At 61.1% G+C, this 21,731-nt stretch carries 17 protein-coding genes; 12 read left to right on the forward strand and 5 right to left on the reverse strand.

Annotated elements, in window-relative coordinates; genetic code table 11:
- The first annotated feature begins 69 nt into the window (after positions 1-69).
- The 3 genes from ACIOTN_RS02955 to cydC are packed head-to-tail and all read left to right on the forward strand — an operon-like array spanning position 70 to position 6,075.
- A complete protein-coding gene (locus tag ACIOTN_RS02955; protein WP_105656765.1) occupies positions 70-1,668 on the forward strand; it encodes a cytochrome ubiquinol oxidase subunit I in 1,599 nt (532 codons plus the stop codon).
- A gap of 24 nt (positions 1,669-1,692) precedes the next feature.
- A complete protein-coding gene (cydB, locus tag ACIOTN_RS02960; protein WP_105656764.1) occupies positions 1,693-2,718 on the forward strand; it encodes a cytochrome d ubiquinol oxidase subunit II in 1,026 nt (341 codons plus the stop codon).
- A 27-nt stretch (positions 2,719-2,745) separates the two neighbouring features.
- Positions 2,746-6,075, forward strand: coding sequence for a thiol reductant ABC exporter subunit CydC (cydC, locus tag ACIOTN_RS02965; protein ID WP_402734771.1), 3,330 nt, complete (start codon positions 2,746-2,748; stop codon positions 6,073-6,075).
- Between the two features lie 71 nt (positions 6,076-6,146).
- Here the strand turns inward: cydC and ACIOTN_RS02970 are convergent, their stop codons facing one another.
- Positions 6,147-8,780: a DNA topoisomerase (ATP-hydrolyzing) subunit A gene (locus tag ACIOTN_RS02970; RefSeq protein ID WP_105661470.1), complete on the reverse strand. Its 2,634-nt coding sequence runs from the start codon at positions 8,778-8,780 to the stop codon at positions 6,147-6,149.
- A 98-nt stretch (positions 8,781-8,878) separates the two neighbouring features.
- On the opposite strand from ACIOTN_RS02970, the gene ACIOTN_RS02975 reads away from it, so the two are divergent.
- From ACIOTN_RS02975 to ACIOTN_RS02985, 3 genes are read left to right on the forward strand one after another with little or no spacing between them, the layout of a single operon-like run.
- Positions 8,879-11,539, forward strand: a complete 2,661-nt coding sequence (locus tag ACIOTN_RS02975) for a GNAT family N-acetyltransferase (RefSeq protein WP_105656761.1) — start codon at positions 8,879-8,881, stop codon at positions 11,537-11,539.
- A 51-nt stretch (positions 11,540-11,590) separates the two neighbouring features.
- Positions 11,591-12,178 (forward strand): DUF5998 family protein, encoded by a 588-nt coding sequence (locus ACIOTN_RS02980; RefSeq protein WP_105656760.1) that lies wholly within the window; start codon positions 11,591-11,593, stop codon positions 12,176-12,178.
- A 2-nt stretch (positions 12,179-12,180) separates the two neighbouring features.
- The gene (locus tag ACIOTN_RS02985) at positions 12,181-13,365 is read left to right on the forward strand and encodes an alkaline phosphatase family protein (RefSeq protein ID WP_105656759.1); all 1,185 of its coding nucleotides are present in this window, start codon (positions 12,181-12,183) and stop codon (positions 13,363-13,365) included.
- An 89-nt stretch (positions 13,366-13,454) separates the two neighbouring features.
- Here the strand turns inward: ACIOTN_RS02985 and sepH are convergent, their stop codons facing one another.
- Positions 13,455-14,522 carry a septation protein SepH gene (gene sepH / locus ACIOTN_RS02990; RefSeq protein WP_105656758.1) on the reverse strand — a complete coding sequence of 356 codons (1,068 nt, stop codon included), beginning with the start codon at positions 14,520-14,522 and terminating at the stop codon, positions 13,455-13,457.
- 260 nt (positions 14,523-14,782) lie between these two features.
- On the opposite strand from sepH, the gene ACIOTN_RS02995 reads away from it, so the two are divergent.
- Entirely contained in the window at positions 14,783-15,082 is a 300-nt protein-coding gene (locus ACIOTN_RS02995) for a DUF4193 family protein (RefSeq protein ID WP_105656757.1), read from the forward strand.
- Between the two features lie 87 nt (positions 15,083-15,169).
- Here the strand turns inward: ACIOTN_RS02995 and ACIOTN_RS03000 are convergent, their stop codons facing one another.
- Entirely contained in the window at positions 15,170-15,703 is a 534-nt protein-coding gene (locus ACIOTN_RS03000; protein WP_105656756.1) for a DUF3093 domain-containing protein, read from the reverse strand.
- A gap of 140 nt (positions 15,704-15,843) precedes the next feature.
- On the opposite strand from ACIOTN_RS03000, the gene dut reads away from it, so the two are divergent.
- The 4 genes from dut (at position 15,844) to ACIOTN_RS03020 (ending at position 18,213) form a co-directional block, all read left to right on the forward strand.
- On the forward strand, positions 15,844-16,302 hold the full coding sequence (gene dut / locus ACIOTN_RS03005; RefSeq protein WP_105656755.1) for a dUTP diphosphatase: 459 nt from the start codon (positions 15,844-15,846) through the stop codon (positions 16,300-16,302).
- Positions 16,303-16,340: 38 nt separating this feature from the next.
- The gene (locus ACIOTN_RS03010; protein ID WP_105656754.1) at positions 16,341-17,042 is read left to right on the forward strand and encodes a DUF3710 domain-containing protein; all 702 of its coding nucleotides are present in this window, start codon (positions 16,341-16,343) and stop codon (positions 17,040-17,042) included.
- Positions 17,043-17,045: 3 nt separating this feature from the next.
- Positions 17,046-17,420 (forward strand): hypothetical protein, encoded by a 375-nt coding sequence (locus ACIOTN_RS03015; protein ID WP_105656753.1) that lies wholly within the window; start codon positions 17,046-17,048, stop codon positions 17,418-17,420.
- Positions 17,421-17,481: 61 nt separating this feature from the next.
- The gene (locus ACIOTN_RS03020) at positions 17,482-18,213 is read left to right on the forward strand and encodes a DUF3159 domain-containing protein (RefSeq protein WP_286134105.1); all 732 of its coding nucleotides are present in this window, start codon (positions 17,482-17,484) and stop codon (positions 18,211-18,213) included.
- Here ACIOTN_RS03020 and ACIOTN_RS03025 read toward each other — a convergent pair.
- Both ACIOTN_RS03025 and ACIOTN_RS03030 read right to left on the reverse strand, forming a co-directional pair.
- Positions 18,210-18,875 (reverse strand): TrkA family potassium uptake protein, encoded by a 666-nt coding sequence (locus ACIOTN_RS03025; RefSeq protein ID WP_105656752.1) that lies wholly within the window; start codon positions 18,873-18,875, stop codon positions 18,210-18,212. The two genes, ACIOTN_RS03020 and ACIOTN_RS03025, sit on opposite strands and share 4 nt — an antisense overlap.
- A gap of 16 nt (positions 18,876-18,891) precedes the next feature.
- Positions 18,892-19,569 carry a TrkA family potassium uptake protein gene (locus ACIOTN_RS03030; RefSeq protein WP_105656751.1) on the reverse strand — a complete coding sequence of 226 codons (678 nt, stop codon included), beginning with the start codon at positions 19,567-19,569 and terminating at the stop codon, positions 18,892-18,894.
- Positions 19,570-19,714: 145 nt separating this feature from the next.
- Between ACIOTN_RS03030 and ACIOTN_RS03035 the strand changes: the two genes are divergently transcribed.
- The gene (locus ACIOTN_RS03035) at positions 19,715-21,709 is read left to right on the forward strand and encodes an APC family permease (RefSeq protein WP_181148801.1); all 1,995 of its coding nucleotides are present in this window, start codon (positions 19,715-19,717) and stop codon (positions 21,707-21,709) included.
- Positions 21,710-21,731: the final 22 nt, after the last annotated feature.

Genomic DNA, 21,731 nt, shown 5'->3' on the forward strand with positions numbered 1-21,731 from the left:
CCTTGGAGAACTTTTCTACGGAACGTAGAAAAGTGATTGAACTTCGATCCCACGATAGTTGAGGAATCCATGGATGCTCTAGAGATTGCCCGCTGGCAATTCGGCATTACGACGGTCTACCACTTCCTGATGGTGCCCCTGACCATTGGACTAGGCCTGACCGTGGCCACGCTGCAAACCATGTGGCATCGCACCGGCAACGAGCACTGGCTGCGAATGACAAAATTCTGGGGCAAGCTTTTCCTGATCAACTTCATCATGGGCATCGCCACGGGCATTGTCCAAGAGTTCCAGTTCGGCATGGCTTGGAGCGAATACAGCCGCTATGTAGGGGACGTATTCGGAGCGCCGTTGGCCATGGAAGCACTGCTGGCCTTTTTCGTAGAATCTACATTCCTGGGGCTCTGGATCTTCGGCTGGAAGAAGCTTCCCAAACGCGTGCACCTGGCAACCATCTGGTGCGCATCCCTGGCAACGATCTTTTCCGCCTACTTCATCCTTGTTGCGAACTCATGGATGCAGCACCCGGTTGGAACGAAAATAGTTGACGGCCGAGCCGTGATGACCGACGCATGGGCGGTGTTCACCAACAACACGGCGCTAGTGACGTTCCCGCACACTATTTTCGGTGCCTTCGCCGTTGCCGGCGGCTTCCTGCTGGGCATCTCATGGTTCCATCTCTACCGCCGACGCAAAGAAGGCATCGACTCGGTGGATGCCAACGGATATGTTGTCGTGGGCGAAGATCCCAGCCGCGGTAAAAGCCGTGACAAGGTGGACTACCAAGTCTGGATCAAGTCCCTGCGCATCGGCGCCGCGGTAGCAATGGTCGCGTTCCTCGGTGTGGCACTGAGCGGGCACGAACAAGCAAAGCTCATGTTCGAGCAGCAGCCGATGAAAATGGCTGCTGCGGAGGCAGCTTGCCACGATGGAACAGGCTTCTCGGTGCTGTCCTTGGGAGATATCACCGCCAAGGGTTCAACCAACTGCGACAACGTCGTAGCGGTCTTCGAAATCCCGGGCATTCTCTCGTATCTGGCCAATGGGGATTTCACCACCGAAATCAAGGGCGTGAACACGCTGATTCCGGAATACCAGGAAAAATACGGCAAGTACTATCCGAACGATGAATCCTTCGGCAAGTACGCAGGCCAGGAAATCAACTACTTGCCAGTGATGGAAGTGACCTACTGGGGCTTCCGCTTGATGATCACCCTCGGCGGGCTCTCGGCATTGGCTGCTGGCGTTGCGCTATGGATCACTCGCAAGGGCACCGTCCCAGAAAACAAATGGCTCTCGCGCCTTGCCCTGCTAGGCATTGCCGCACCCTTCGGCGCAAACGCCACTGGCTGGATTTTCACCGAAATGGGCCGGCAGCCATTCACTGTAGTCCCCAACCCGCAGATGGGTGGCGTGGACCAGGTGTTCATGTACACCGCAGCATCGGTCTCTCCGACAGTGAGCGCAGGAGAACTGCTCTTCTCGCTGATCGCGCTCACGACAATCTACGGTGTGCTGCTGGTCGTGGAACTGGTGCTGCTCAGCCGCTACATTCGTGGCGGCGTGGCATCGGCAATGCCGGAGCTTGAACCGTCAGATCATTCACCAGCGGACGGCCCCTCGGACCCGGACAACGATGACGACGACGTACTGGCCTTCGCCTACTAGCGGCACGGACTAAGGAGAACATCAATGGATTGGCTTCCAACACTTTGGTTCATTGTGATCGCGCTGCTCTGGTGCGGCTATCTCTTCCTCGAAGGCTTTGACCTCGGGGTGGGCATGCTCATCGGTCTCGGCCGTTCCACCGAGAAGCGCAAACGGCTCTTGCTCAATACCATCGGCCCGGTCTGGGATGGCAATGAGGTATGGCTGCTGACCGCCGGCGGTGCGACCTTCGCAGCGTTTCCGCACTGGTACGCCTCGCTGTTCTCGGCCCTCTACATTCCGCTGACCTTTGTCCTGCTGGCGTTGATTTTCCGTGCCGTTGCCATTGAGTACCGAGGCAAGGCGATCACCGCAGCAACCCGGAAAGCTTGGGACCTGGCCTTGGGAATCGGATCGCTGGTGGCCGCCTTCGGTGTCGGTGCCATGCTGGCATTGACCACCTTGGGTCTGCCTTTGAACGAGAACGGCGACCGAATCGGAGGGGCCTTCGCGTGGCTGAACTGGCATGCCGTCCTCGGCGGCGCAGCAGTGGTGGCGTTCTGCTGGATCCATGCGTTGGCATTCCTGCGGTTGAAAACCGACGGAAAAGTCCGCCATGAAGCAGGAAAGCTCGTAGGCCGCTGGCTGCCGCTAGCAATCCTGCCCTTAGTTGCGTGGGTCCTGCTGGTGCTGCTGGACAACGATTCCACCATCGCCTGGGCGGTGTTGGGCCTGGCAGCGGTCTGCCTGGCCATTTCGATAGCCAGCGGCCGCGCTGGGCGCGAGGGACTCTCCTTCATCGCCCTGGGCGCCACCTTGCTCGCCGGGGTCGCAGCGATCTTCACCGCCGCTTACCCGGTAGTGCTGCCATCGACCATCGACCCGGCCTTCGACCTGACCGTGGCTAACGCGTCCAGCACTGCCTACACCCTGAAGCTCATGAGCGTCGTGGCCGCCTTCGGCGTGCCAATGGTCCTGGCGTACCAGGCCTGGAGCTACTGGGTCTTCCGCAAGCGCTTGCGCGAAGAGCACATTCCAGAAACTCATCGAGTCGTCTCCATCATCAAGTAACCGCATTTCCGAGGGAAAGAAGTAGTAATGCCAGCCCCGCGATTCCTGCCGCGTGAACTGATCACGCCACGACAATTCCTGGTTTTGGCGCTGTTCTCCGCGCTCAAAGTCGTCGGGCTGGTATTCGTCGCCTACGCGCTGGGCCAATGGATCGCCACCATGGCCGATGGAGGGGCCAATGAATCGCACCTGCTGATCCTGGCGCTGGCCGGCGCCGCGCTTCGAGCGCTCAGCGCATGGGGATTGAACGCCGGCGCCCGCCGCATGGGCCTGGGCGCGAAGGAACGGCTACGGCTGAACCTGGTGCGCAGGCAAGCCGCGCAACCGGCCATCGTCCCCGCGGCGGAACAGCATTCCATACCGGTCACCGCCACCTTGGCCAGCCATGGCCTTGAGAAGCTCGATGACTACTTCACCAAATTCATTCCTGCGCTCATCGGCGCCCTGGCCGTCCCGCTACTGCTTGGCCTCTACATTCTGCAGCTGGACTGGATCAGCGCAGTGGTGCTGCTCCTGACGATCCCGCTGGTGCCGGTGTTCATGGCATTGATCGGCATGCACACCCAGGACACCCTCAACGAATCCCAAGCCACCTTGGATCGGCTTGCCCACCAGCTCTACGAACTCGCCCAGGGCTTGCCCGCACTGCTGGGCTTGGGCCGGGCACGGGCGCACGGCAGCGCCATCGCCGCCGTCAGCAGCAAATACCGGGCGGCCACCATGGCCAACCTGAAAACCGTATTCATGTCCAGCTTCTGGCTGGAACTGATCGCAACCCTTTCGGTGGCGGTACTCGCGGTGATGATCGGCGTGAGACTGGTCAGCGGGAATATGGATCTCGCCGCCGGGCTGATAATCCTCATTCTGGCACCCGAGCTGTTCTCGGCACTGCGCGAAGTGGGCTCTGCCTACCATGCGGCCGATGACGGGCTGGCTGCCTACCAGAAGTACACAGCCATCACCGCTGCCACCCCGGTCCATCAGCTTCGTGCCAGCACGGCCAGGAACGCAGATAGCGTCCTGGACGTCGCGGACCTGCGGATCAGCTACGATGGCATGCATCCACTCCACCAAGCCGTGAATATTCAGTTGCGCGCGGGGGAGCGCCTGGTATTGTCCACTGCCAGCGGTTCGGGCAAGAGCACGCTGCTCAAGCTGATCGCCGAGGCGCACAGCAGCGACAACACCTTCGATCCGGCCTTGGCCACCGGGCGGGTCTTCATAGCCGGCCAGCTTGCAGTGATTAGCCAGCATCCGCAATTCAACGCAGCAACCGGCAACGGGCAACTGGACCAGGACGCCCCCGCGGCATCGGCTGAACTGCGCCGAGAGCTCAGCTCCCGGCTATCGATGGAGTCCATGCTCGAGCGCCCGATCGGTGAATATTCACCCGGCGAGCTGCGCCGCCTGGAAGTGCTGCGCGCGTTGCTGCGGGTTCACAGCGACGACCACTGCACCGTGCTGCTGGCCGATGAGCCTACCGCGCACCTCGATGAGCGCAACGCCCAGCAAGTACGCGAACTGCTGAGTGGACTTCCAGCCCGCTGCGCGATGCTGGTCGCCAGCCACGACCCCGCCTTCGGGCAGGACGAACGTGCGGGCAGCATAGCGCATGGTGCTGGCCCTGCCCACCGTGAAGAATCCGCAGGCAACCGGTCGCGAGCCACCGCGGCAACGCAGCCTGGCGCCACTGGCCAACGGCCGGTGAAGTCCAAGTTCACCCCGATGCGCGACTTGCTTGCCGGGTACAAAGCTGCCCCCAAGGGCGTGCTCTGGGGGACAGTCAGCGTGCTATGCGCCGTGGCGCTCGCGGCCCTGAGCGGTTGGCTGATCGTTGAAGCCAGCTACCAGCCTCCCATCTTGCACCTGACCGTAGCCTTCGCGATGGTCCGAGGCCTGGGAATCGGACGAGCTGCCTTCCGCTACCTGGAACAGCTCGCGATTCACGACGCGGTGCTGGCCTATGCCTCGGATTTGCGCGAGAAGATGTGGAACGCGATGGTGGCCAACCCCGCACAGTGGGGCTTGCTGACCCGTTCCTCGGTCATCCTGCGATTCTTGCTGGCCGAGGTCGATGAACTGCGCGACCTATTGGCCCGGGTGCTGTTCCCGCCGCTGCAGGCAATCGTAGTGTGGGTTGCAGCAGCAACGGCCTTGTACTTCATCCAGCCCGAATTCGGATATCTGGCCCTCGGTGCGCTGCTGGTGCTGGTCTTCCCGGTGCGTTGGCTTGTGCAGCGCATTGAAGGCGAACACCTCGTGCATCAGCTCAGCCACCGGATGCAGATGAACCAGAGCGTGCTGGGCATCTTGCGGCACAAGTCCGCACTGCGCAGCAATCAGGCCATGGAACGGACCATTGGCCGGTTCCAGGACGCCGAAGCACGCAATACGCAGCGCGCTCGCCGGCATGCCCTGGGCCAAGGCAGCGCCACGGCCCTGGCCACGTTGACCAGCGTATTGCTTGCCATTGCCATCACCGCGCTATCGCACAGCAGCGCATCGTTTACGGCACTGGCCGTGCTCCTGGGCCTGGCCTTGGGGGAGAGCGCTGGCAATGCCCTGCTGGCGGTGCAGCAGGGGCGGGCGCTGAAGGTACTGTCATCGAGGCTGGAAGAACGCGGCATGCAAAGCCACGGCGCACGAGCAGCGCAGCACAACCCGCCGGTGAAGCAAAGCAGGATCGCCGGCTTCGATGCGCAAGCGCTGAGCCTCGGGTACGAGCAGGGAACGCCAGTTCTGGAGAATCTGAACGCCCGCATCCCGGCAGGGCAATGGACGGCCATTACCGGTCCATCGGGTTCTGGCAAATCGACGTTGCTCACCGCGTTGCTGGGCGCGTTGCCAGCGCAATCGGGCAAGTTGAAGGGCATCGATGCCCGCGGGAACCTGCTGGATCTAGAGCAGGCAGACCTGTCATCGGTTGCCTGGTGCCCGCAAGAGGCGCACCTCTTCGACTCCTCGATTCGCCGGAACCTGATGCTGGGCGTCACTGAAGGCCAGCTGCGCAGCGATGCGCAGCTGGAAGAAGTGCTGGAGCAAGTCGGGCTGTCGGACTGGTTGGCAACACAGCCAGAAGGCCTCGAGGCACGCATCGGTTCCGGCGGGCACCAGCTCTCCGGCGGTCAGCGGTGCAAGCTCGCCGTGGCCCGTGCCATGGTGGGCGGCCACCAGATCATCTTGCTTGATGAACCGACTGCCCATCTGGGGGTGGATGAAGCCCAGGACCTGCTTTCCACCTTGCATCTCGCCCTTGCCGGACGAACCGTCGTCTTGATCACCCATGACCAGATGCTTGCCGGGCAGTGCACCCACCGCATTGAACTGGGAAGCCAGAAGCCCAGGGTCAGCGCATAGGACTGCGGCGTCGCTTCCACCCACGGATAGGAGGTGGAAACGACGCCGCGTTCAGTTCTGGCGCTGCTGGATTAGAGGATTACTCCACCGTCGTCGAAAGGCAGCGCGTCTTCGCCCGGCGTGATGGCCGGGGCCGCTTTTGCCTTGGTTGTCTCGGGAATCAACGCTTCTTGCCGCGCGGTTGCCTGGAGGTCCTGGGCAGCAGGTGCTGCAGAAGCATCGTGCCCGCCGGCAATGGTTCCGCCAATGATGTTCACTGACTGGGCCAAAGGCGCGCCCGAACCATCGCGCTTGCCATATTCGGTAGGCAAAGCACGCACTACGCCTGCCTTGGAGCTGGCACGCGCAGGACCCTGGCCGGCATAGCCCAGCTGCAGGTAGTCCTCACCCTTGACGAAACGGTGAGCGCGCACGCCCGCGGTGGCGCGGCCCTTCGCCGGGAACTCGGAGAAGTCGGTGAGCTTCACCGACTGGCCCGAGGTGCCAGGAAGGGTCTGCGAACCGGCAGCGATCGTGGCTACCACCGCGTCGCCAGCACCGGCAGGAACCACACCGAAGAAGATCACCTGGTCATCGGCGGCGAGCTTGATGCCGGCCATGCCTTGTCCGGTGCGGCCCTGGGCACGCACCGCCGAAGCGCTGAAACGCAGCAGCTGAGCCTGCCTGGTCAGGAACACCAGCTCATCGGCATCCTCGGCCGGCGCCGCGGCAATCACGACGTCGGTGTCCTTGAGCGTGATCGCCTCGAACTCGTCACGGTTCAGCGGGTAGTCCGGGGTGACCCGCTTGACCACACCGTTCTTGGTGCCCACGGCAATCACCTGGTTCAGCGGAACCAGTGCCACCGCGCTTTCGCCCTTGCCCAGCTTGAGGAACTCGGAGATCGGCACGCCGTGGGCCAGCTGCGGGAAGCCATGGGATTCGGGAAGCACCGGAACATCGATCAGCGAGATGCGAATAATCCGTCCGACACTCGTCAGCGCTCCGATCTCACCACGGGCGCTGGAAGCAACCTGCGAGGTGAGCACGTCGTGCTTGATGCGCGCCGCGGAGTAGTCCACGACGTCCCGATCAGGAGTCCGGGCGAGCTGCCCCGTGGCCGAGAGCAATACCCAGCACGGGCTGTCGGAGACTTCCATGGCCAACTTGGCCTTCTTGCCTGTCCCGACTTCTTCAGGCAACGCGGTGCCCTTCAGCGGTGCCAGCTGAGCAGACTTCAGCAGCTTGGTCCGGCGCGGGGTGCCGAAAGTGTCGGCCATTTCCCCGAGCTCATCGGAAACCAGGGTGCGCAGCAGCTCATCGGACTCCAAAATGGCGCGCAGTTCCTCGATTTCGTTGCGCAGCTGCTCGGCTTCGGTCTCCAGCTCCAGCGTGGAGTACTTGGTCAGCTGGCGCAACCGCAGTTCCAGGATGTGGCTGGCCTGCGGCTCGCTCAGGTCGAAGACCGTCATCAGGCGTTCGCGTGCTTCTGCGGTCTGCTCGGAGGAACGGATAATGGCAATGACATCGTCAATATCAACGATGGCAATCAGCAGGCCCTCCACCAGATGCAAACGGTCTTCACGCTTGGCCAGGCGATGCGCGGTGCGACGGCGTACAACATCCAGTCGGTGGTCCACATACACGGTGAGCAGTTCGCCCAGCCCCATGGTGCGTGGCTGGCCGTCGACCAGGGCAACGTTATTGATGCCGAAGGAGTCTTCCATCGGGGTGTACTTGTACAGGCTGGCCAGGACAGCGTTCGGGTTGAAACCGTTCTTCAGCTCGATAACCAGCTTCAGGCCGTGATGCCGGTCGGTCAGGTCGACAACATCGGAGATGCCGGAGATCTTCTTGCTGTTGACGCCATCCTTGATCTTCTCGATGACCTTTTCAGGGCCCACGCCATAAGGCAGTTCGGTGACTACCAGGCCCGACTTGCGTGCGGAGATCTTCTCCAGGGCCACGGTAGCTCGGGTGCGGAACAAGCCACGACCGGTGCGGTAGGCATCCTTGATGCCGTCCAAACCGGTAATGCTGCCGCCCGAGGGCAAATCCGGGCCCGGAATGAACTTCATGAGTTCTTCGACGGTGGCGTCAGGTTCCTTGAGCAGGTGTTGCGCAGCAGCGACAACTTCGCCCAGATTGTGGGGAGCCATGTTGGTGGCCATGCCCACGGCAATGCCGGTGGTGCCATTGACCAGCAGATTGGGGAATGCTGCCGGCAGCACTTCGGGCTGCATGAACTGGTTGTCGTAGTTCGGGGCGAAGTTCACGACCTCTTCATCCAGGTTAGCGGTCATGGCAACAGCGGAGGCTGCCAGACGGGCCTCGGTGTAACGCGGGGCTGCCGGGCCGTCATCGAGCGATCCGAAGTTTCCGTGGCCATCGATCAACGGCAGCCGAAGGGAGAAGTCTTGGGCCAGGCGGACCATGGCGTCGTAGATCGCGGTGTCGCCATGGGGGTGCAGCTTGCCCATCACTTCGCCGACCACGCGGGCAGACTTGACATGGCCCTTCTCCGGGCGCAAGCCCATTTGCGCCATCTGGAAGAGGATGCGGCGCTGAACTGGCTTCAGCCCATCACGGGCATCGGGAAGCGCGCGGGAGTAGATCACCGAGTAGGCATACTCCAAGAAGGATGATTCCATTTCATTGGTGACGTCTATATCGACGATATTTTCAACGAAATCCGCTGGAATCTCTTCAGACTTCTTACGAGCCATTACTCTGTTCGTCCTTCATCTACTGTCTTAGGGCCGGAACTGCCGAATCTTCGTGTTGCATCTGGGCGCAACGCCGAACTGCCGACTATCCTAAGCCTATGGTGGATCGTAAACTTTCGGCGGCATATCCGGCGCATTGGGAAGCAGATGTTGTGCTTCGCGATGGGACAACTGCACACCTGCGGCCGATTACTCCGCAGGATGCCCAAGCGCTCCAGGAGATGCACAAGCAGCAGTCTGAGACGTCAGTCTACTTACGCTATTTTACGTATAAGTCGTCACTGACCCCTAAAGAGCTCGAACGGTTCACCAATGTCGACCATGTGAATCGCGTCGCCTTCACCGTGGTTCGTGGCGCAAGGATCATCGGCGTCGGCCGCTACGACCGCTTGGATGACCCGAGGGAGGCGGAAGTCGCCTTCAACGTCTCGGACGAATACCAGGGCACTGGTATCGGCTCGATCCTCTTGGAGCATCTGGCCGCGGCGGCCCGTGAAAACGACATCGAGAAGTTCTCGGCCGAGGTTCTTCCAGAGAACCGGAAGATGCTCACCGTCTTCTCCGATGCCGGGTACGCGGTCGCACGGCATTTTGAAGACGGCGTAGTCATGCTCGAATTTTCCATCAGTCCCACCGAGAAATCCCGCGAAGTGACCGAGGCGCGAGAACACCGCGCCGAGGCGAGCAGTGTTGCTGCTCTTCTGGCGCCTAGGTCCGTTGCCGTCATCGGAGCCAGCCGCACCTGGGGCAAGCTGGGGCACGACGTGCTGGAACAAATTGTGGAATCCGGGTACACCGGTGCCGTGTATGCGGTGAACGATGCGGCCTTGGAAGTGGGCGGCATGGTGGCCTATGGGAAGATCACCGAAATCCCGGGACCGGTGGATGTCGCCTTCCTGTGCATTCCGCGCGAAGGGGTCATGGAAGCCATCGGGGACTGCGCCACCCACGGGGTCAAATCCCTGGTCATCATGACCACCGGCTACGAAACTCCGGAAGGGTTGAGTGCCCAGCGTGAACTTGTGTCGCTGGCTCGTGCCAACGGCATGCGGGTGGTAGGGCCGGGTTCTGCCGGGCTGATGAATACCGACCCGCAGGTGAAGCTGTATGCCACCGGAAGCCACCACGTTCCGCCATCCGGAAACGTCGGATTCTTCACCCAATCGGCCGCCATGGGCACAATCATCCAGGGTGTGGCCTTGCAGCAAGGTGTTGGCCCCAGCAGCGCCATTTCCGCAGGCCTGCGCGCTGACGTATCCGGCAACGACGCGATGCAGTTCTTTGAGGACGACCTGCGTACCCATGTTGTCGCGTTGTACCTGGAATCCTTTGGCAACCCACGCAAGTTCGCACGCATCGCCCGGCGCCTGGCCCGCAGCAAGCCTGTGATCGTGGCTAAATCCGATGTGATGGGCCGCCGCCTTCCTCCGGGCCACTCGGTGCGCGTAGGCCAAGCGCCACCAGGTGCAATGAACGCAATTCTTCGCCAGTCTGGCGTGATTCGCGTGCGTTCATCAGAAGAGCTGCTGGATGTCACGGCCCTGCTTTCGGTCTTCCCTGCGCCGAAGGGCCCGAACGTTGCGATCCTGTCCAACTCCTCGACCATCGCAGAGGTGGTGTGCGACGTCGCCGAGGACAGGAACCTGAACACCGTCGTGCAGAGCGAAGAGCTGGACTACAGCATGGGCCAGTCCAAGGCCATTCCGGTGCTGCGCGCCCGGATCAAGGAACTGGTGGAAGACCCGCAGATCCACACCATTCTGCTGGCGCACCTGCCCTACTCGGAGCTGGATACCAGCGCAGTTCTGAAGGTCGCCAAGGAGTTCATTGGCCAGCCAAAACCAGTGGTGGCATTGGTTCCGGGCCTGGCGGATACGAAAATTACTGGCGGCCTGAAGCAGGGGATTCCGGTATACACCTCGCCAACCACCGTCATCGGCGCCCTGGCCAAGGCCTATGGATACCAGCAGTGGGTTGACGTTCCCTACGAGCCGATGAAGGATCCAGCTGGAATCGACGTGGACGGTGCCGCGGAGTACCTTGATGAATTGGTGCAGACCATCTCGGGGACCAACCTGCTGGAATTGGACGACGCGCAGGTGCAGAAGCTGCTGGACTTCTACGGGATCAAGTTCCTGTCCCATCGGGTGGTGCACACCGCAGAAGAAGCTGTTGCGGCGGCCGAAGAATTCGGCTGGCCGGTGGCACTGAAAGCCAACGACCCTGATCTGCGCCAACGCCTGGACTTGGGCGGCGTGCGCTTGAGCATCCCGGACAAGCAGAGCCTGGAAGCGAACTTCACGCATATGAAGTCGCTGATGGCGGTTTACGGCGTGGACTCCCTGGAAGTGCAGAGCATGGCTCCTGCTGGCCAGGCTTGCGTGGTCAAGGCCGTGGAAGACCCGTTGCTTGGTCCAGTCATTTCCTTCGGGCTCAGCGGCGATCCGGTAAACCTGCTCGATGATTGGGCCCACGGCGTGGCGCCGTTCTCCACCCATGATCTGGAACAGCTCATCCGCCGTCCGCGCAGCAGCGTGCGGCTCTTCGGCTACCAGGGATTGCCGGCGGTGGATCTTGATGCCCTGAAGGACTTCATCACCCGCGTCTCGCTCTTCAAGGACAACCATCCTGAAGTGACCGTTGCCAAATTCGCGCCGATCACCGTTGCCACCGATTCGTTGAGCGTGCTGGCGGTGAACATCCAGATCAGCAACGCTGAGCAACGCACAGATAGCGTCCGCCGGGCATTGCGTAATTGAGTGCAATCGCCGAAACGTGAATTGCCTGTGGCGACTGAGTAGAATTGGGGCATGAGTTCTCCAACGTATTCGACCACTCCTGGCGCTGAGCTTCAGCATGATCTGGTCCGTGCGGGTTTTTATCCGCAGATGGTCCAGGATGTACTGGCTGAAGCCATGATGGGCCAACCAGTGCTTGACCACTATGTACATCTGGAAACTCACTTCGACCATACCGAAGTGCACCGCCATATCACCGTTATGGTGATGAGTGAAAAGGTGCTTTTCATTGTGCACGTCGATGACCAGCAGCTTGACGACCACGGCAAGGACGTCATGGCGCAGGTCTCCGTCGAAATGATTTCCCTGGCCCGCATCGCCTCGGTTGCCACCAGTTACGTCTACCACCAGCCGCAGCATTACTCGGCCGCTGACCCGGTCAAGGAATTGACCTTTGGACTGTCCTGGAACGGAACCAAGCGGATTGATCTGGCCCCTGCCGCCTGTGCCGATCCGCAGTGCGATGCCGACCACGGGCTGAACGGCACCTCGCAGCCTGAGGACTTGGTCATCCGCGTCAGCGCCGAGGCCGACGGCCAGCAGGCCGTGAACAAGGCACGGGAATTCGCTGTCCGCCTGCGCCTGGCCACGATCGCCTGAGCATGATCGAGGAACAGAAACGCAGCAACCTGCCTGTCCCGGCACAGAAAATCCCGGACGCGCCCAAATACGGCCAAGCTACGCTGTCGGAGATCCTTCCGTCGGCAGCCGCTGCAATGGGCGTTCCGGGCTACGAGAACGCTTTGGGCTTTGCCCCGACAAAACGTGTGGCACTGATTATGGTTGACGGACTGGGCTGGAACCAGCTCAAGAGCCATCTCGGGCATGTACCCTTCCTGCGCGGCCTGTTCGAAAAGGGGCAGAAGCTGGGAACGGGATTCCCTTCCACCACCGCGACGTCCCTGAGCAGCCTGGCCACGGGCCTGGCTCCCGGCGAACATGGAATGGTTGGCTATGACGTCATCGATCCGGCCAAGCGCCGTGTAGTTAACCAGCTCGGAGGATGGCCAGGGGACTTGGACCCCGAAGCGTGGCAGACTCGCCCGACCGTTTTCCAGAAAGTCGCCGAGCACGGCATCCACGTGGCTACCGTGTCTATTCCGATGTTCGCCAAGTCGGCCCTGACTCGCGCGTCGTTGCGCGGCCCCAAATTCGTGCCGGCGAACCAGCCTGCGGCCCGTGCGCGTGCTACCCGAACCATTTTCGAGTCGAACCGCAATTCGCTGGTCTACACGTACTTCAATGAATTGGACAAGGCCGGACACAAATTCGGCGTGGACTCCAGCCAATGGCGGGACACGCTCGAAGAGTTGGATTACGTCATTAAGAACCTGGTCTCCAAACTGCCAGAAGAAACCACGGTGCTGATTACCGGTGACCATGGAATGGTGGACATCCCCGCATCCCAACGCATCGACTACAGCCAGCAGCCGGAGCTTATCGAAGGCGTGGAGCTGACCAGCGGCGAACCTCGTGGAGTCCAATTGACCTTCGACACGCAGACCGACGCGGCTAGCCGGTTACGCGTACGCGAGGCCTGGCAGCAGGCCTACGGCACCAAAGCCTGGGTGATGACGCGCGAGGAAGCCATTGAACTGGGCTACTTCGGCGCCATTACCGAAGAGCATGCAGCCCGGCTGGGTGATCTGATGATTCTGGCAGCGGAAGCTATCGCTTTCTACGACGGCCGACGCGTTACGCCGATGGCGTTTGACATGGTAGGGCAGCACGGATCGCTCACTGCGGGGGAGCGCTTCATCCCGCTGCTGGTGCACCGCACCACCTAGTTCTCAACGGAACAAGCGCATACGGGTGCGGGAGCAGCATTGAATAAATGCTGCTCCCGCACCCGTATGCGCTCTAGCCCGGCGGCGCGTCAGGAATCGGTGTCCTTCTTGCGCTTGCCGAACATGATGTCATCCCAGCTGGGGACCGAAGACCGCTTGGCCTTGCGCGGAGCGGACTCCTCGGCATTCTGCTCGGACGGCTTGTCCTCAGTGCTGTTCGCACCGCCGGCATCCTGATCGGTGACGACCACCAGCTGCGAAGTGCGTGCCGAAATTCCTTGCGGAAGGTGCGGCAGCGAGTCCTCATCGTCGGCGTCGTACTTGCTCATGCTGCGTTCGATGATCTCGTTGTAGCGTGACTCGCGCTCCGGATCCTGGTCCTTCGTGCGCTGCCCACGACGAGCGTTCAGCAACGTGACCAGTTCTTCGGTCTCATCCGGTTCCGGTGTGCTGGCTGCAGGAGCCTGCTCAGGCTCTGGCTGGTTCAGCGCAGAGACCGGGCGAAAGTATTCAGGGGCCACCTGTTCGCTCAAGGTTTGTGCCCAGCGGTTCAGATTTTTCAACGACTTGCGTGCCGGGGTGAATGCCCACCGCGCACTGTTCGAGGAAGCTTCAGTGGAATCCGAGCCCAGGGACTCGACATTCTCGGTCGGCAGCGGGGAATCGAACTGCACGGTAACGATCCATTGGCCTTCTGGATCTTTCCAGGCGTTCCATCGAGCCGAGTCGGCGTCGATGTGCAGCTGGTGCAGGCGGTGGACCACCATGGAACCAAGATCCGCAGGCTCTTCGCCGAATACTTCGCGGTATTCGGCATCGGTTTGTGGTCCTGAAACCTCGACACGACGTGCTAGCTCGGCGATGTGCTCGCGCTCAGCCAGCACCGGACCTTCGTACTTGACGATGTCCTCGACTGGGATATCCCACTCAAGAGACAGATCGTAGGCGGAAGCACCAGCGCGCACTCGCGCTTGAATTTCGCGCGGCGAATGGACCGAGGACTCCTCACGGTTCCTTGGAGCCCGCGAACGGGCAATTTCGGCCATTGCACTGCGCAGTGCATCGTCAACAGGTAGCTCGAAGCTCATCCCGTCGTCGCTGCTGACCTGCAGGCTGGAACCATTTTCATGAATTCCTACCAGTCTCAGCTGACGCATTCCTACCCTCCACACGCTCTATTTCCTGTGTAAAACTCTGCCACCTCGAAGCCTGAATTCCTACCACCGCGCAGGGTGTGGCGCAAGATTAGTCATCAACCTCACGCAGTAATTCCTTGAACCTTCCGCCCATGGCATAGCGTGGCATGAACGGGAATGGATGACCCGGAATAACGCTATACTTCTATGCCGGTATAAGTTTTCACCTTGTGAAGCAGCCGGCTAGGACGAAGACCTGCAGGAAAGAGCGAAAAACGATTATGGCAAATGAATCTGCTGCACCCGTAGCAATGTCAGAAGCGGAACGAGCCAAGGAAATCGCTCAGCTCAAGGCAGGCAAGACCGCAGCCATGGCCAACCTGGTTGACGAGGCCGAAACACCCTTGGCTGAGGAATATGTTTTGCCCGGCGGCGAAGCATCGCAGGAAGAAGCGAGCATCGAGATCCTGCCGGAGCAGGCAGACGAGTTCACCTGCGCATCTTGCTTCATGGTGCGTCACCGCACGCAGCTGGCCCGTGAAGACAACGGGCAGAAATTCTGCAGCGAGTGCGAAGGCTAGGAAGCTTACGCAACAGTTCTGAAAGCGATGGCGTCCTGGACCGGAAGGTCCAGGACGCCATCGCTTTATTCTATGGAGCCGTGAATGCTATTCGCCTGAAGCGTCTTCTGCCTGCTCCTCCTTGGCTGCTTCGGCCTTGCCTTCCTCGGTGAATTCGTACATCACGCCCGAGAGTGCGGCAGCCAGCTCTTCGGGGCGGCGGGTGGAAGTCAGCCAGTACGGCGTGGTGTCTCGCTCGTCGGTCACTTCCATGCGCACGGCACCGTCGATCCAGCCACGCAACAGCATGTAGGCCAAGCCGTGAAGCTTCTGTCCACGCTGCTTGAAAGCTTCGTCGCCACGGTAGCCGACGACGTTGCCGATGTACTTGCGTTCAATGCTGGCCCGGCCAACGGTGACCAGATCATCGGTGACTTCGATGGCTGGCACGCGCAGCAGGAACACCGCGACCAGTGAAATCAAAACTACGCCACCGGCAACCCATCCAAGGATGCCGTTAATCGGTGCTACTGCGATACCTGCGGTGATGGAAATGATGATCGGCCAAATCCAGGTACTGGCCGATGGCCAGAGCTTTTCGCTGTACAGGACGTTCGAACCCTCGGGGCTGGAATTACTCATGGTTCCAAGTTTAGGCAATATTTCCTGGTTCCATGACCTCGGGGCTGGCGGCAGGGGATTGCCCTGCGCGCGCGATAGAGTTAGCCACGAGAAACTATCGAGTGACTATTTCACATAACTCCGGGGGAAGACCTACACCGATGAGTGAGCCATCAATTTCCATTGCCATCAAGATGCTTGACACCGAACTGCCGGTTCCCAGCTACGCGCATCCGTCAGATGCTGGTGCTGACTTGCATGCTCGCGAGTCGCTGGTGCTGGAGCCTGGCGCCCGCGCGCTCATTCCAACAGGCATTGCGCTGGCCATCCCGCATGGCTATGTCGGTCTCGTGCATCCGCGCAGCGGCTTGGCTGCTAAGCACGGCATTACCGTTGTGAATGCACCGGGTACTGTTGACGCGGGGTACCGTGGTGAGATCATGGTCACCTTGCTGAATACCGACACGTCTGAGTCTTTCGAAGTCAGCCGAGGCGACCGAATCGCCCAGCTGGTAATCCAGAAAGTCGAGCAGGCAGCGTTCATCCAAGTCGATTCGCTGGACGGCAGTGCTCGCGGCGCTGGCGGGTTCGGTTCGACCGGCGGATTCAGTTCCAAGTAAGTACCCTTGAGTGCAAGACGAGATTTTCTAAGGACACCATGATTTTCAAGCGCAAGAAAGCCCAAGACCAGCCAGTCGACGCACCAGCTGCTGAGGCAGGCCAGGGCGAGGCCGAGCCGAAGGACGGCCCGTTCGACTACAGCGAGGTCGAGAATACGCAGGAATACCTTGACTTCGGCTCGATCCTGATCAAGCCAGTAGCAGGCTTGAAGGTCCGCATGGACGTTGAAGAGTCCAACAAGCGTGTCATCGCGGTGTCGCTGGAGATCGCCGAGTCGCGTATCCAGCTGATGGCTTTCTCTTCCTCGAAGTCCGAATCGCTGTGGCCTGGCATCAGCGACAAGATCAAGAGCGATATCAGTGCCCAGAACGGCGAAATTTTCACCCGCGACGGCGATTACGGCCAGGAGCTGCTCGCCAAGGTGCCGCAGCAGCTGCCTGATGGTCGCGCCGGGCATGTCGCCCTGCGCTTTGTCGGCATCGACGGCCACCGCTGGTTCCTGCGTGCGGTCATTGGCGGCGCTGCCATTGGAGACGAAGAAGCGGCTGGCATCGTTGACGGGATCCTGCGCACTGTCGTGGTCAACCGCGGCGACAAGCCACTGCCACCGGCCGAACTCTTGCCCCTGAGTGTTCCGGCCAATGCGCAGGCCCGCCCGGCAGGCACTGAGCAGAACCCTGAGCAGAACTCTGAGCTGAAGCGTCCAGAACGCGGACCAGAGATCACCCAGATCGGCTAATGCATGTCGCTGAAGGACAAACCCGTCACTGCGCTGCTTGGCCCCTCGGGCCAAAAGCTCAGCTACCAGCGGCTGGACAGCTTGGAACAGCTGCCTGTCAAGGGCAGGGTGGAGCACACGGGCTACATCCAATCGGTTAGCTATTCCGCGCCACACGTCGCACCCACGCTGACCGCGGTGGTGGTCGACCGGCTCGGTGCGGTGTCTGCTCGTCGCGGGACTGTACCGCATGTGCGTTTGGCGTTCATGGGCCAGAAATCCGTTCCGGGAATCAAGCCGGGCGTGAAGGTGGAATACTCGGGAATGGTCGCTCCCGTGGATCAAGTTCCGACGATCTTTAATCCGCGCTACGTAATCGTGCCGGAGGCCCGCGGGTGATCCGCGCGTTCCCTCAAGGTCTTGGGAACGAGAGCATGCTGGCGTCTAACTGGAAGAAAACATGATGAACAACGACGAATCGCGTCCGGAAGATGGATCCACGCCGGAAGCAAAGCATCCAAGCTTCGCGGAAATGATTGGCTCGAACGCCAACATCGCGCAAAATGCCGACGGCGGGATAGATCTGCTCTCCACCGTCGGTGGCGTGCGCGGAATCCTGGAAACGGTGCTTCCCGGTTTCGTGTTCATCATGGTCTTCGCGCTGACCTCCAATCTGGGCTGGGGGCTGATCGCTTCGATCAGTCTTGGCGTGGTGTTCATGATCATCCGCCTAGCCAAGCGCTCGACGCTGATCCAGGCCGGCTCCGGGCTGATCGGCATCCTGATCTGCGCCTTCGCCGCACGCAATTCAGGCAATGCCAAGGACTACTACATTCCAGGGTTCTACGTATCGGCCGCCTACTTGGCGGGATTGCTGATTTCGGTGATGGCCCGCTGGCCGCTGATCGGCCTGCTCTTCGGGTTCATCCGCAATGAAGGCACCGAGTGGCGCAAGAAACCCGCGCGCTTGCGCCGCTACCAGGTGGCCACCTGGATCATCATTGCTGTTTTCGCGCTGCGCCTTGCAGTGCAGATCCCGATGTACATCGCAGATGACGTCGTGGCCTTGGGCTTGGCCCGCGCCTTGATGGGGGTGCCGCTGTATGCAGCGGGGCTCTGGTTCGCCTGGCTGGTCTCGAAGCCTGCAGCAGAAGCCAGCAACGGGACCAGCCCTCCAGCACAAGCCGTCTAGCGGGTGGCGTCGCGAAGCGTGCGGCGCAACAAGGCTTCGGCTTGCGGGGTGGTGATGAAGAAGATTTCATCGCCACCCTCAATCACATCATCGGCACTGGGCGGGAACGGCGTTTTATCGCGAACCACTGCCATCATGGTGGTGTCTTCGGGCCAGGAGATGCGCCCGATGCTGCGGCCAATCAACGCCGAATCGTGCGGGACGGTGAACTCGACCATGTAGACCTCTCCGGTCTTCAGCGTCAGCAGCCGCACCAGGTCGCCCACCTCCACGGCTTCTTCCACCAGCGCGGTCATCAGCCGCGGGGTGCTGACCGCTACATCTACGCCCCAGGCGTCATCGAACATCCACTCATTCTTCGGATTGTTCACGCGGCCTACGGTGCGCCGGATGCCGAATTCGCTCTTGGCCAGCAACGAGACCACAAGGTTCACCTTGTCATCGCCGGTTGCCGAAACGACCACGTCGTACTCTTCCAGCTGTGCCTGCTGCAAGACAGCTAATTCGCAGGCATCGCCAATCAGCCACTTCACCGCTTCCAGGTCGGCGCGCTCGGCCATTTCCGGCTGCAGGTCGATAAGCAGGACTTCGTGATGGTTGATCACAAGTTCGCGGGCAATGGAGGAACCGACCGAGCCGGCCCCGGCAATCATGACCTTCATGGGGGTGCCTCTCAGATTATTCGTTGGCCTGCGCAGCCGGCGGGCTGGCAAGGATCTTTTCGATGTCCTTGGACTCATCGAGCCGCATCATCACGTGCACCAGGTCGCCGCCCTGCAATCGGGTGCGGCTCTCGGGGATGGTGCCTTCGCCGAAGCGGGTCAGATAGGCCACTCGTACCCCGGCGGCCGCTTCCAGCTCCTTGACCAGCCGTCCATACCAGTCGCGGTGCAGGGCAACTTCGGAAAGCATCAGGCGCCCCGATGGCTCCCGGAAGTCACCGCGCATCGAATAGTCGGGCAGGATCCGGCGCAGCACCTGATCGGTGCTCCAACGGACCGCGGCCACGGTGGGGATACCCAGGCGCTGGTAGATCTCGGCGCGCCCTGGATCGTAGATGCGGGCCACGACATGGGGGACGTTGTAGGTTTCGCGCGATACGCGAGTGGCGAGAATGTTGGAATTATCACCGCTGGATACGGCGGCGAAAGCATAGGCCTCATCGATTTTGGCAGCTTCCAGGGTGTCCTTGTCGAACCCCATGCCGGTCACCGTGGAACCTGAGAAGCCTTTGCTCAGCCGGCGGAAGGCATGCGGGTCCTGGTCAATGACTGCCACGGAATGCCCCGCTGAATCCAGCGTGTGGGCTAGCGAGACACCGACGCGTCCGCACCCCATGATCACGAAATGTGCCACCGAGAACTCCTTGGGTCTACTGCTTGCTGCATGTCCAGTGGCGCACACAAGCTGTGTGCTCCGAATGCAACAATAGCGCTGATCGCACCCAGTTTATCGGTGGTGCAGCACCCATGTGCCTTGCACCCTGCGATAACGTTGTGTCGTGCCTGCATTATTTGACGGTCTGAAGCGGATCTTGGTGGGCCGGCCTTTCAGAACTGAACAGCTGAAAAAGAAGCCGTTGCCACCTAACGTCGCGTTGCCGATTTTCTCGTCCAGCGCCCTGTCGTCCTTGGCGTACGCGCCAGACGAAATCTTGCTGACCCTGGCCATTGCGGGCATCGCGGCCACCGCGCTTTCGCCGATGGTCGGACTTGCTGTCCTTGCCGTGCTGGTGGTGCTGGTGCTGTCCTACCGGCAATCGGTCATGGAGTACCCCTCTGGCGGTGGCGACTACGAGATCGTGAAGAAGAACCTGGGTGCGCGCCCGGGAACAGCGGTCGCCGCTGCGCTGCTGGTCGACTTCGTGCTCACCGTTGCTGTGTCCAGCTCATCAGCTGCCCTGTATCTCGCCGCCATTTTCCCTGCAGTGGCCGAGTACAAGGCTTGGGTGGCTGCTGGACTTGTCGCATTCCTCGTGGTCGGTAATCTGCGCGGCAGGGGACAAGGGCGCTGGACCCTGGCCATTCCGGTCTACCTCTTCGTGATCGGCATGCTGCTGCTGGTCGCTATCGGCGGGGTGATGGCGCTGACCGGTACCCTCGGGCTTGCCCCGAGCGCGGATTTCACGATTGTGCCGGAAGAAGAGTTTGCCAATGGGCTGCACGGTGTCGTCGGTGCATTGCTGATCCTGCGTGCTTTCAGTACGGGTTCGGCGGCGCTGACCGGTATCGAGGTCCCGATCTCGAACGTGCAGACCCTGGCCAAGCCGCGGGCCAAGAACGCGGCGCGGATCCTGCTGGTGCTGGGCCTGCTCTCCGGGGTGCTGACACTTGGCACGCTGATGCTTGCCCGTGCCACCGGCATCAAGGTCGTCGCCGACCCGCAGGCCTCATTCTTGCTCGACGGTGCCCCGATCCCTGAAGGGTTTGTGCAGGTCCCGGTCCTTGGCCAGCTGGCGCAAGCCGTGTTCGGCGATTTCACCTTCGGCCTGGTCATTGTTTCGGTGCTGACCATTGCCGTGCTGCTGCTGGCCGGAAACCAGGCCTTCAACTCCTTCCCCCTGCTGGCCAGCCATCTGGCTACCGACGGCTTCCTGCCACGCCAGCTGCGTACCCGCGGTGATCGGCTGGGCTTCTCCAACGGCATATTGTCCCTGGGCGTTGCCGCGATTGCACTGGTGCTGCTGTTCCAAGGCGATGTCACCTTGCTGGTCCAGCTGTACGTGGTGGGCGTGTTCGTTTCCTTTACGCTCAGCCAGCTGGCCATGCTCAAGCACTGGAAACGCGTGCTGGTTCCCATTGCCGACCGCAGGATCCGTGCGGCCAAGCAGCGCAAGCGCCTGCTGAACCTGGTGGGCCTGGTCCTATCGGCACTGGTGCTGGTGGTCGTCTTGGCCACCCGCTTGGTCCACGGCGCGTGGTTGGCCGTGCTGGGCATTGCGGCCTTGATGCTGATCATGGATTCACTGCAGCGCCACTACCAGAAGGTTGACGACGAGCTGGCGGTGGATGAGGACGTTGCCGCCACGGCCTTGCCCTCCCGGGTGCATGCACTGGTGCTGGTCTCCACCGTGCGCAAGCCGGTGCTGCGGGCCTTGGCCTTCGCCCGAGCTTCGCGTCCCTCGAAGCTCGAAGCAATCATCGTGGATGTGGAACGAAGCAAAACCGAAAAGACCCTCCGGGACTGGGAACGCCTGCAGATTCCGGTGCCGATCACCGCCCTGGCTTCTCCGTACCGCGATATCCCCGGGGCGCTGATTGAGCATATTCGTTCCATCAAGCGTGAATCCCCGCGGGAACTGATCGTCGTGTACATCCCTGAATACGTAGTGGGCCACTGGTGGGAACAGCTGGTGCACAACCAAACCGCTTTACGAGTGAAAAACCGGCTGCACTATGAACCGGGCGTCTTGATCGCCTCGGTTCCATGGCGCTTGCTCAGTGCTTCGCATGCCCTGGGCGGCGGGCCGACCGAAGAATCTTCGGCACACCGCTGAATTCAATGCTTCTGATGAAAGA

This window comes from Glutamicibacter sp. NPDC087661 (assembly GCF_044743275.1).
Lineage (GTDB): Bacteria > Actinomycetota > Actinomycetes > Actinomycetales > Micrococcaceae > Glutamicibacter.

What these genes read in the sequence shown, in the direction of transcription:
- ACIOTN_RS03010 (WP_105656754.1), top strand. Translation starts at nt 16,341, where the DNA reads ATGATTTTCAAGCGCAAGAAAGCCCAAGACCAGCCAGTCGACGCACCA.
- dut (WP_105656755.1), top strand. Translation starts at nt 15,844, where the DNA reads ATGAGTGAGCCATCAATTTCCATTGCCATCAAGATGCTTGACACCGAA.
- ACIOTN_RS03000 (WP_105656756.1), bottom strand. Translation starts at nt 15,703, where the DNA reads ATGAGTAATTCCAGCCCCGAGGGTTCGAACGTCCTGTACAGCGAAAAG.
- ACIOTN_RS02980 (WP_105656760.1), top strand. Translation starts at nt 11,591, where the DNA reads ATGAGTTCTCCAACGTATTCGACCACTCCTGGCGCTGAGCTTCAGCAT.
- ACIOTN_RS02985 (WP_105656759.1), top strand. Translation starts at nt 12,181, where the DNA reads ATGATCGAGGAACAGAAACGCAGCAACCTGCCTGTCCCGGCACAGAAA.
- ACIOTN_RS03015 (WP_105656753.1), top strand. Translation starts at nt 17,046, where the DNA reads ATGTCGCTGAAGGACAAACCCGTCACTGCGCTGCTTGGCCCCTCGGGC.
- ACIOTN_RS02970 (WP_105661470.1), bottom strand. Translation starts at nt 8,780, where the DNA reads ATGGCTCGTAAGAAGTCTGAAGAGATTCCAGCGGATTTCGTTGAAAAT.
- ACIOTN_RS03020 (WP_286134105.1), top strand. Translation starts at nt 17,482, where the DNA reads ATGATGAACAACGACGAATCGCGTCCGGAAGATGGATCCACGCCGGAA.
- ACIOTN_RS02995 (WP_105656757.1), top strand. Translation starts at nt 14,783, where the DNA reads ATGGCAAATGAATCTGCTGCACCCGTAGCAATGTCAGAAGCGGAACGA.
- ACIOTN_RS02955 (WP_105656765.1), top strand. Translation starts at nt 70, where the DNA reads ATGGATGCTCTAGAGATTGCCCGCTGGCAATTCGGCATTACGACGGTC.
- cydC (WP_402734771.1), top strand. Translation starts at nt 2,746, where the DNA reads ATGCCAGCCCCGCGATTCCTGCCGCGTGAACTGATCACGCCACGACAA.
- cydB (WP_105656764.1), top strand. Translation starts at nt 1,693, where the DNA reads ATGGATTGGCTTCCAACACTTTGGTTCATTGTGATCGCGCTGCTCTGG.
- sepH (WP_105656758.1), bottom strand. Translation starts at nt 14,522, where the DNA reads ATGCGTCAGCTGAGACTGGTAGGAATTCATGAAAATGGTTCCAGCCTG.
- ACIOTN_RS03025 (WP_105656752.1), bottom strand. Translation starts at nt 18,875, where the DNA reads ATGAAGGTCATGATTGCCGGGGCCGGCTCGGTCGGTTCCTCCATTGCC.
- ACIOTN_RS02975 (WP_105656761.1), top strand. Translation starts at nt 8,879, where the DNA reads ATGGTGGATCGTAAACTTTCGGCGGCATATCCGGCGCATTGGGAAGCA.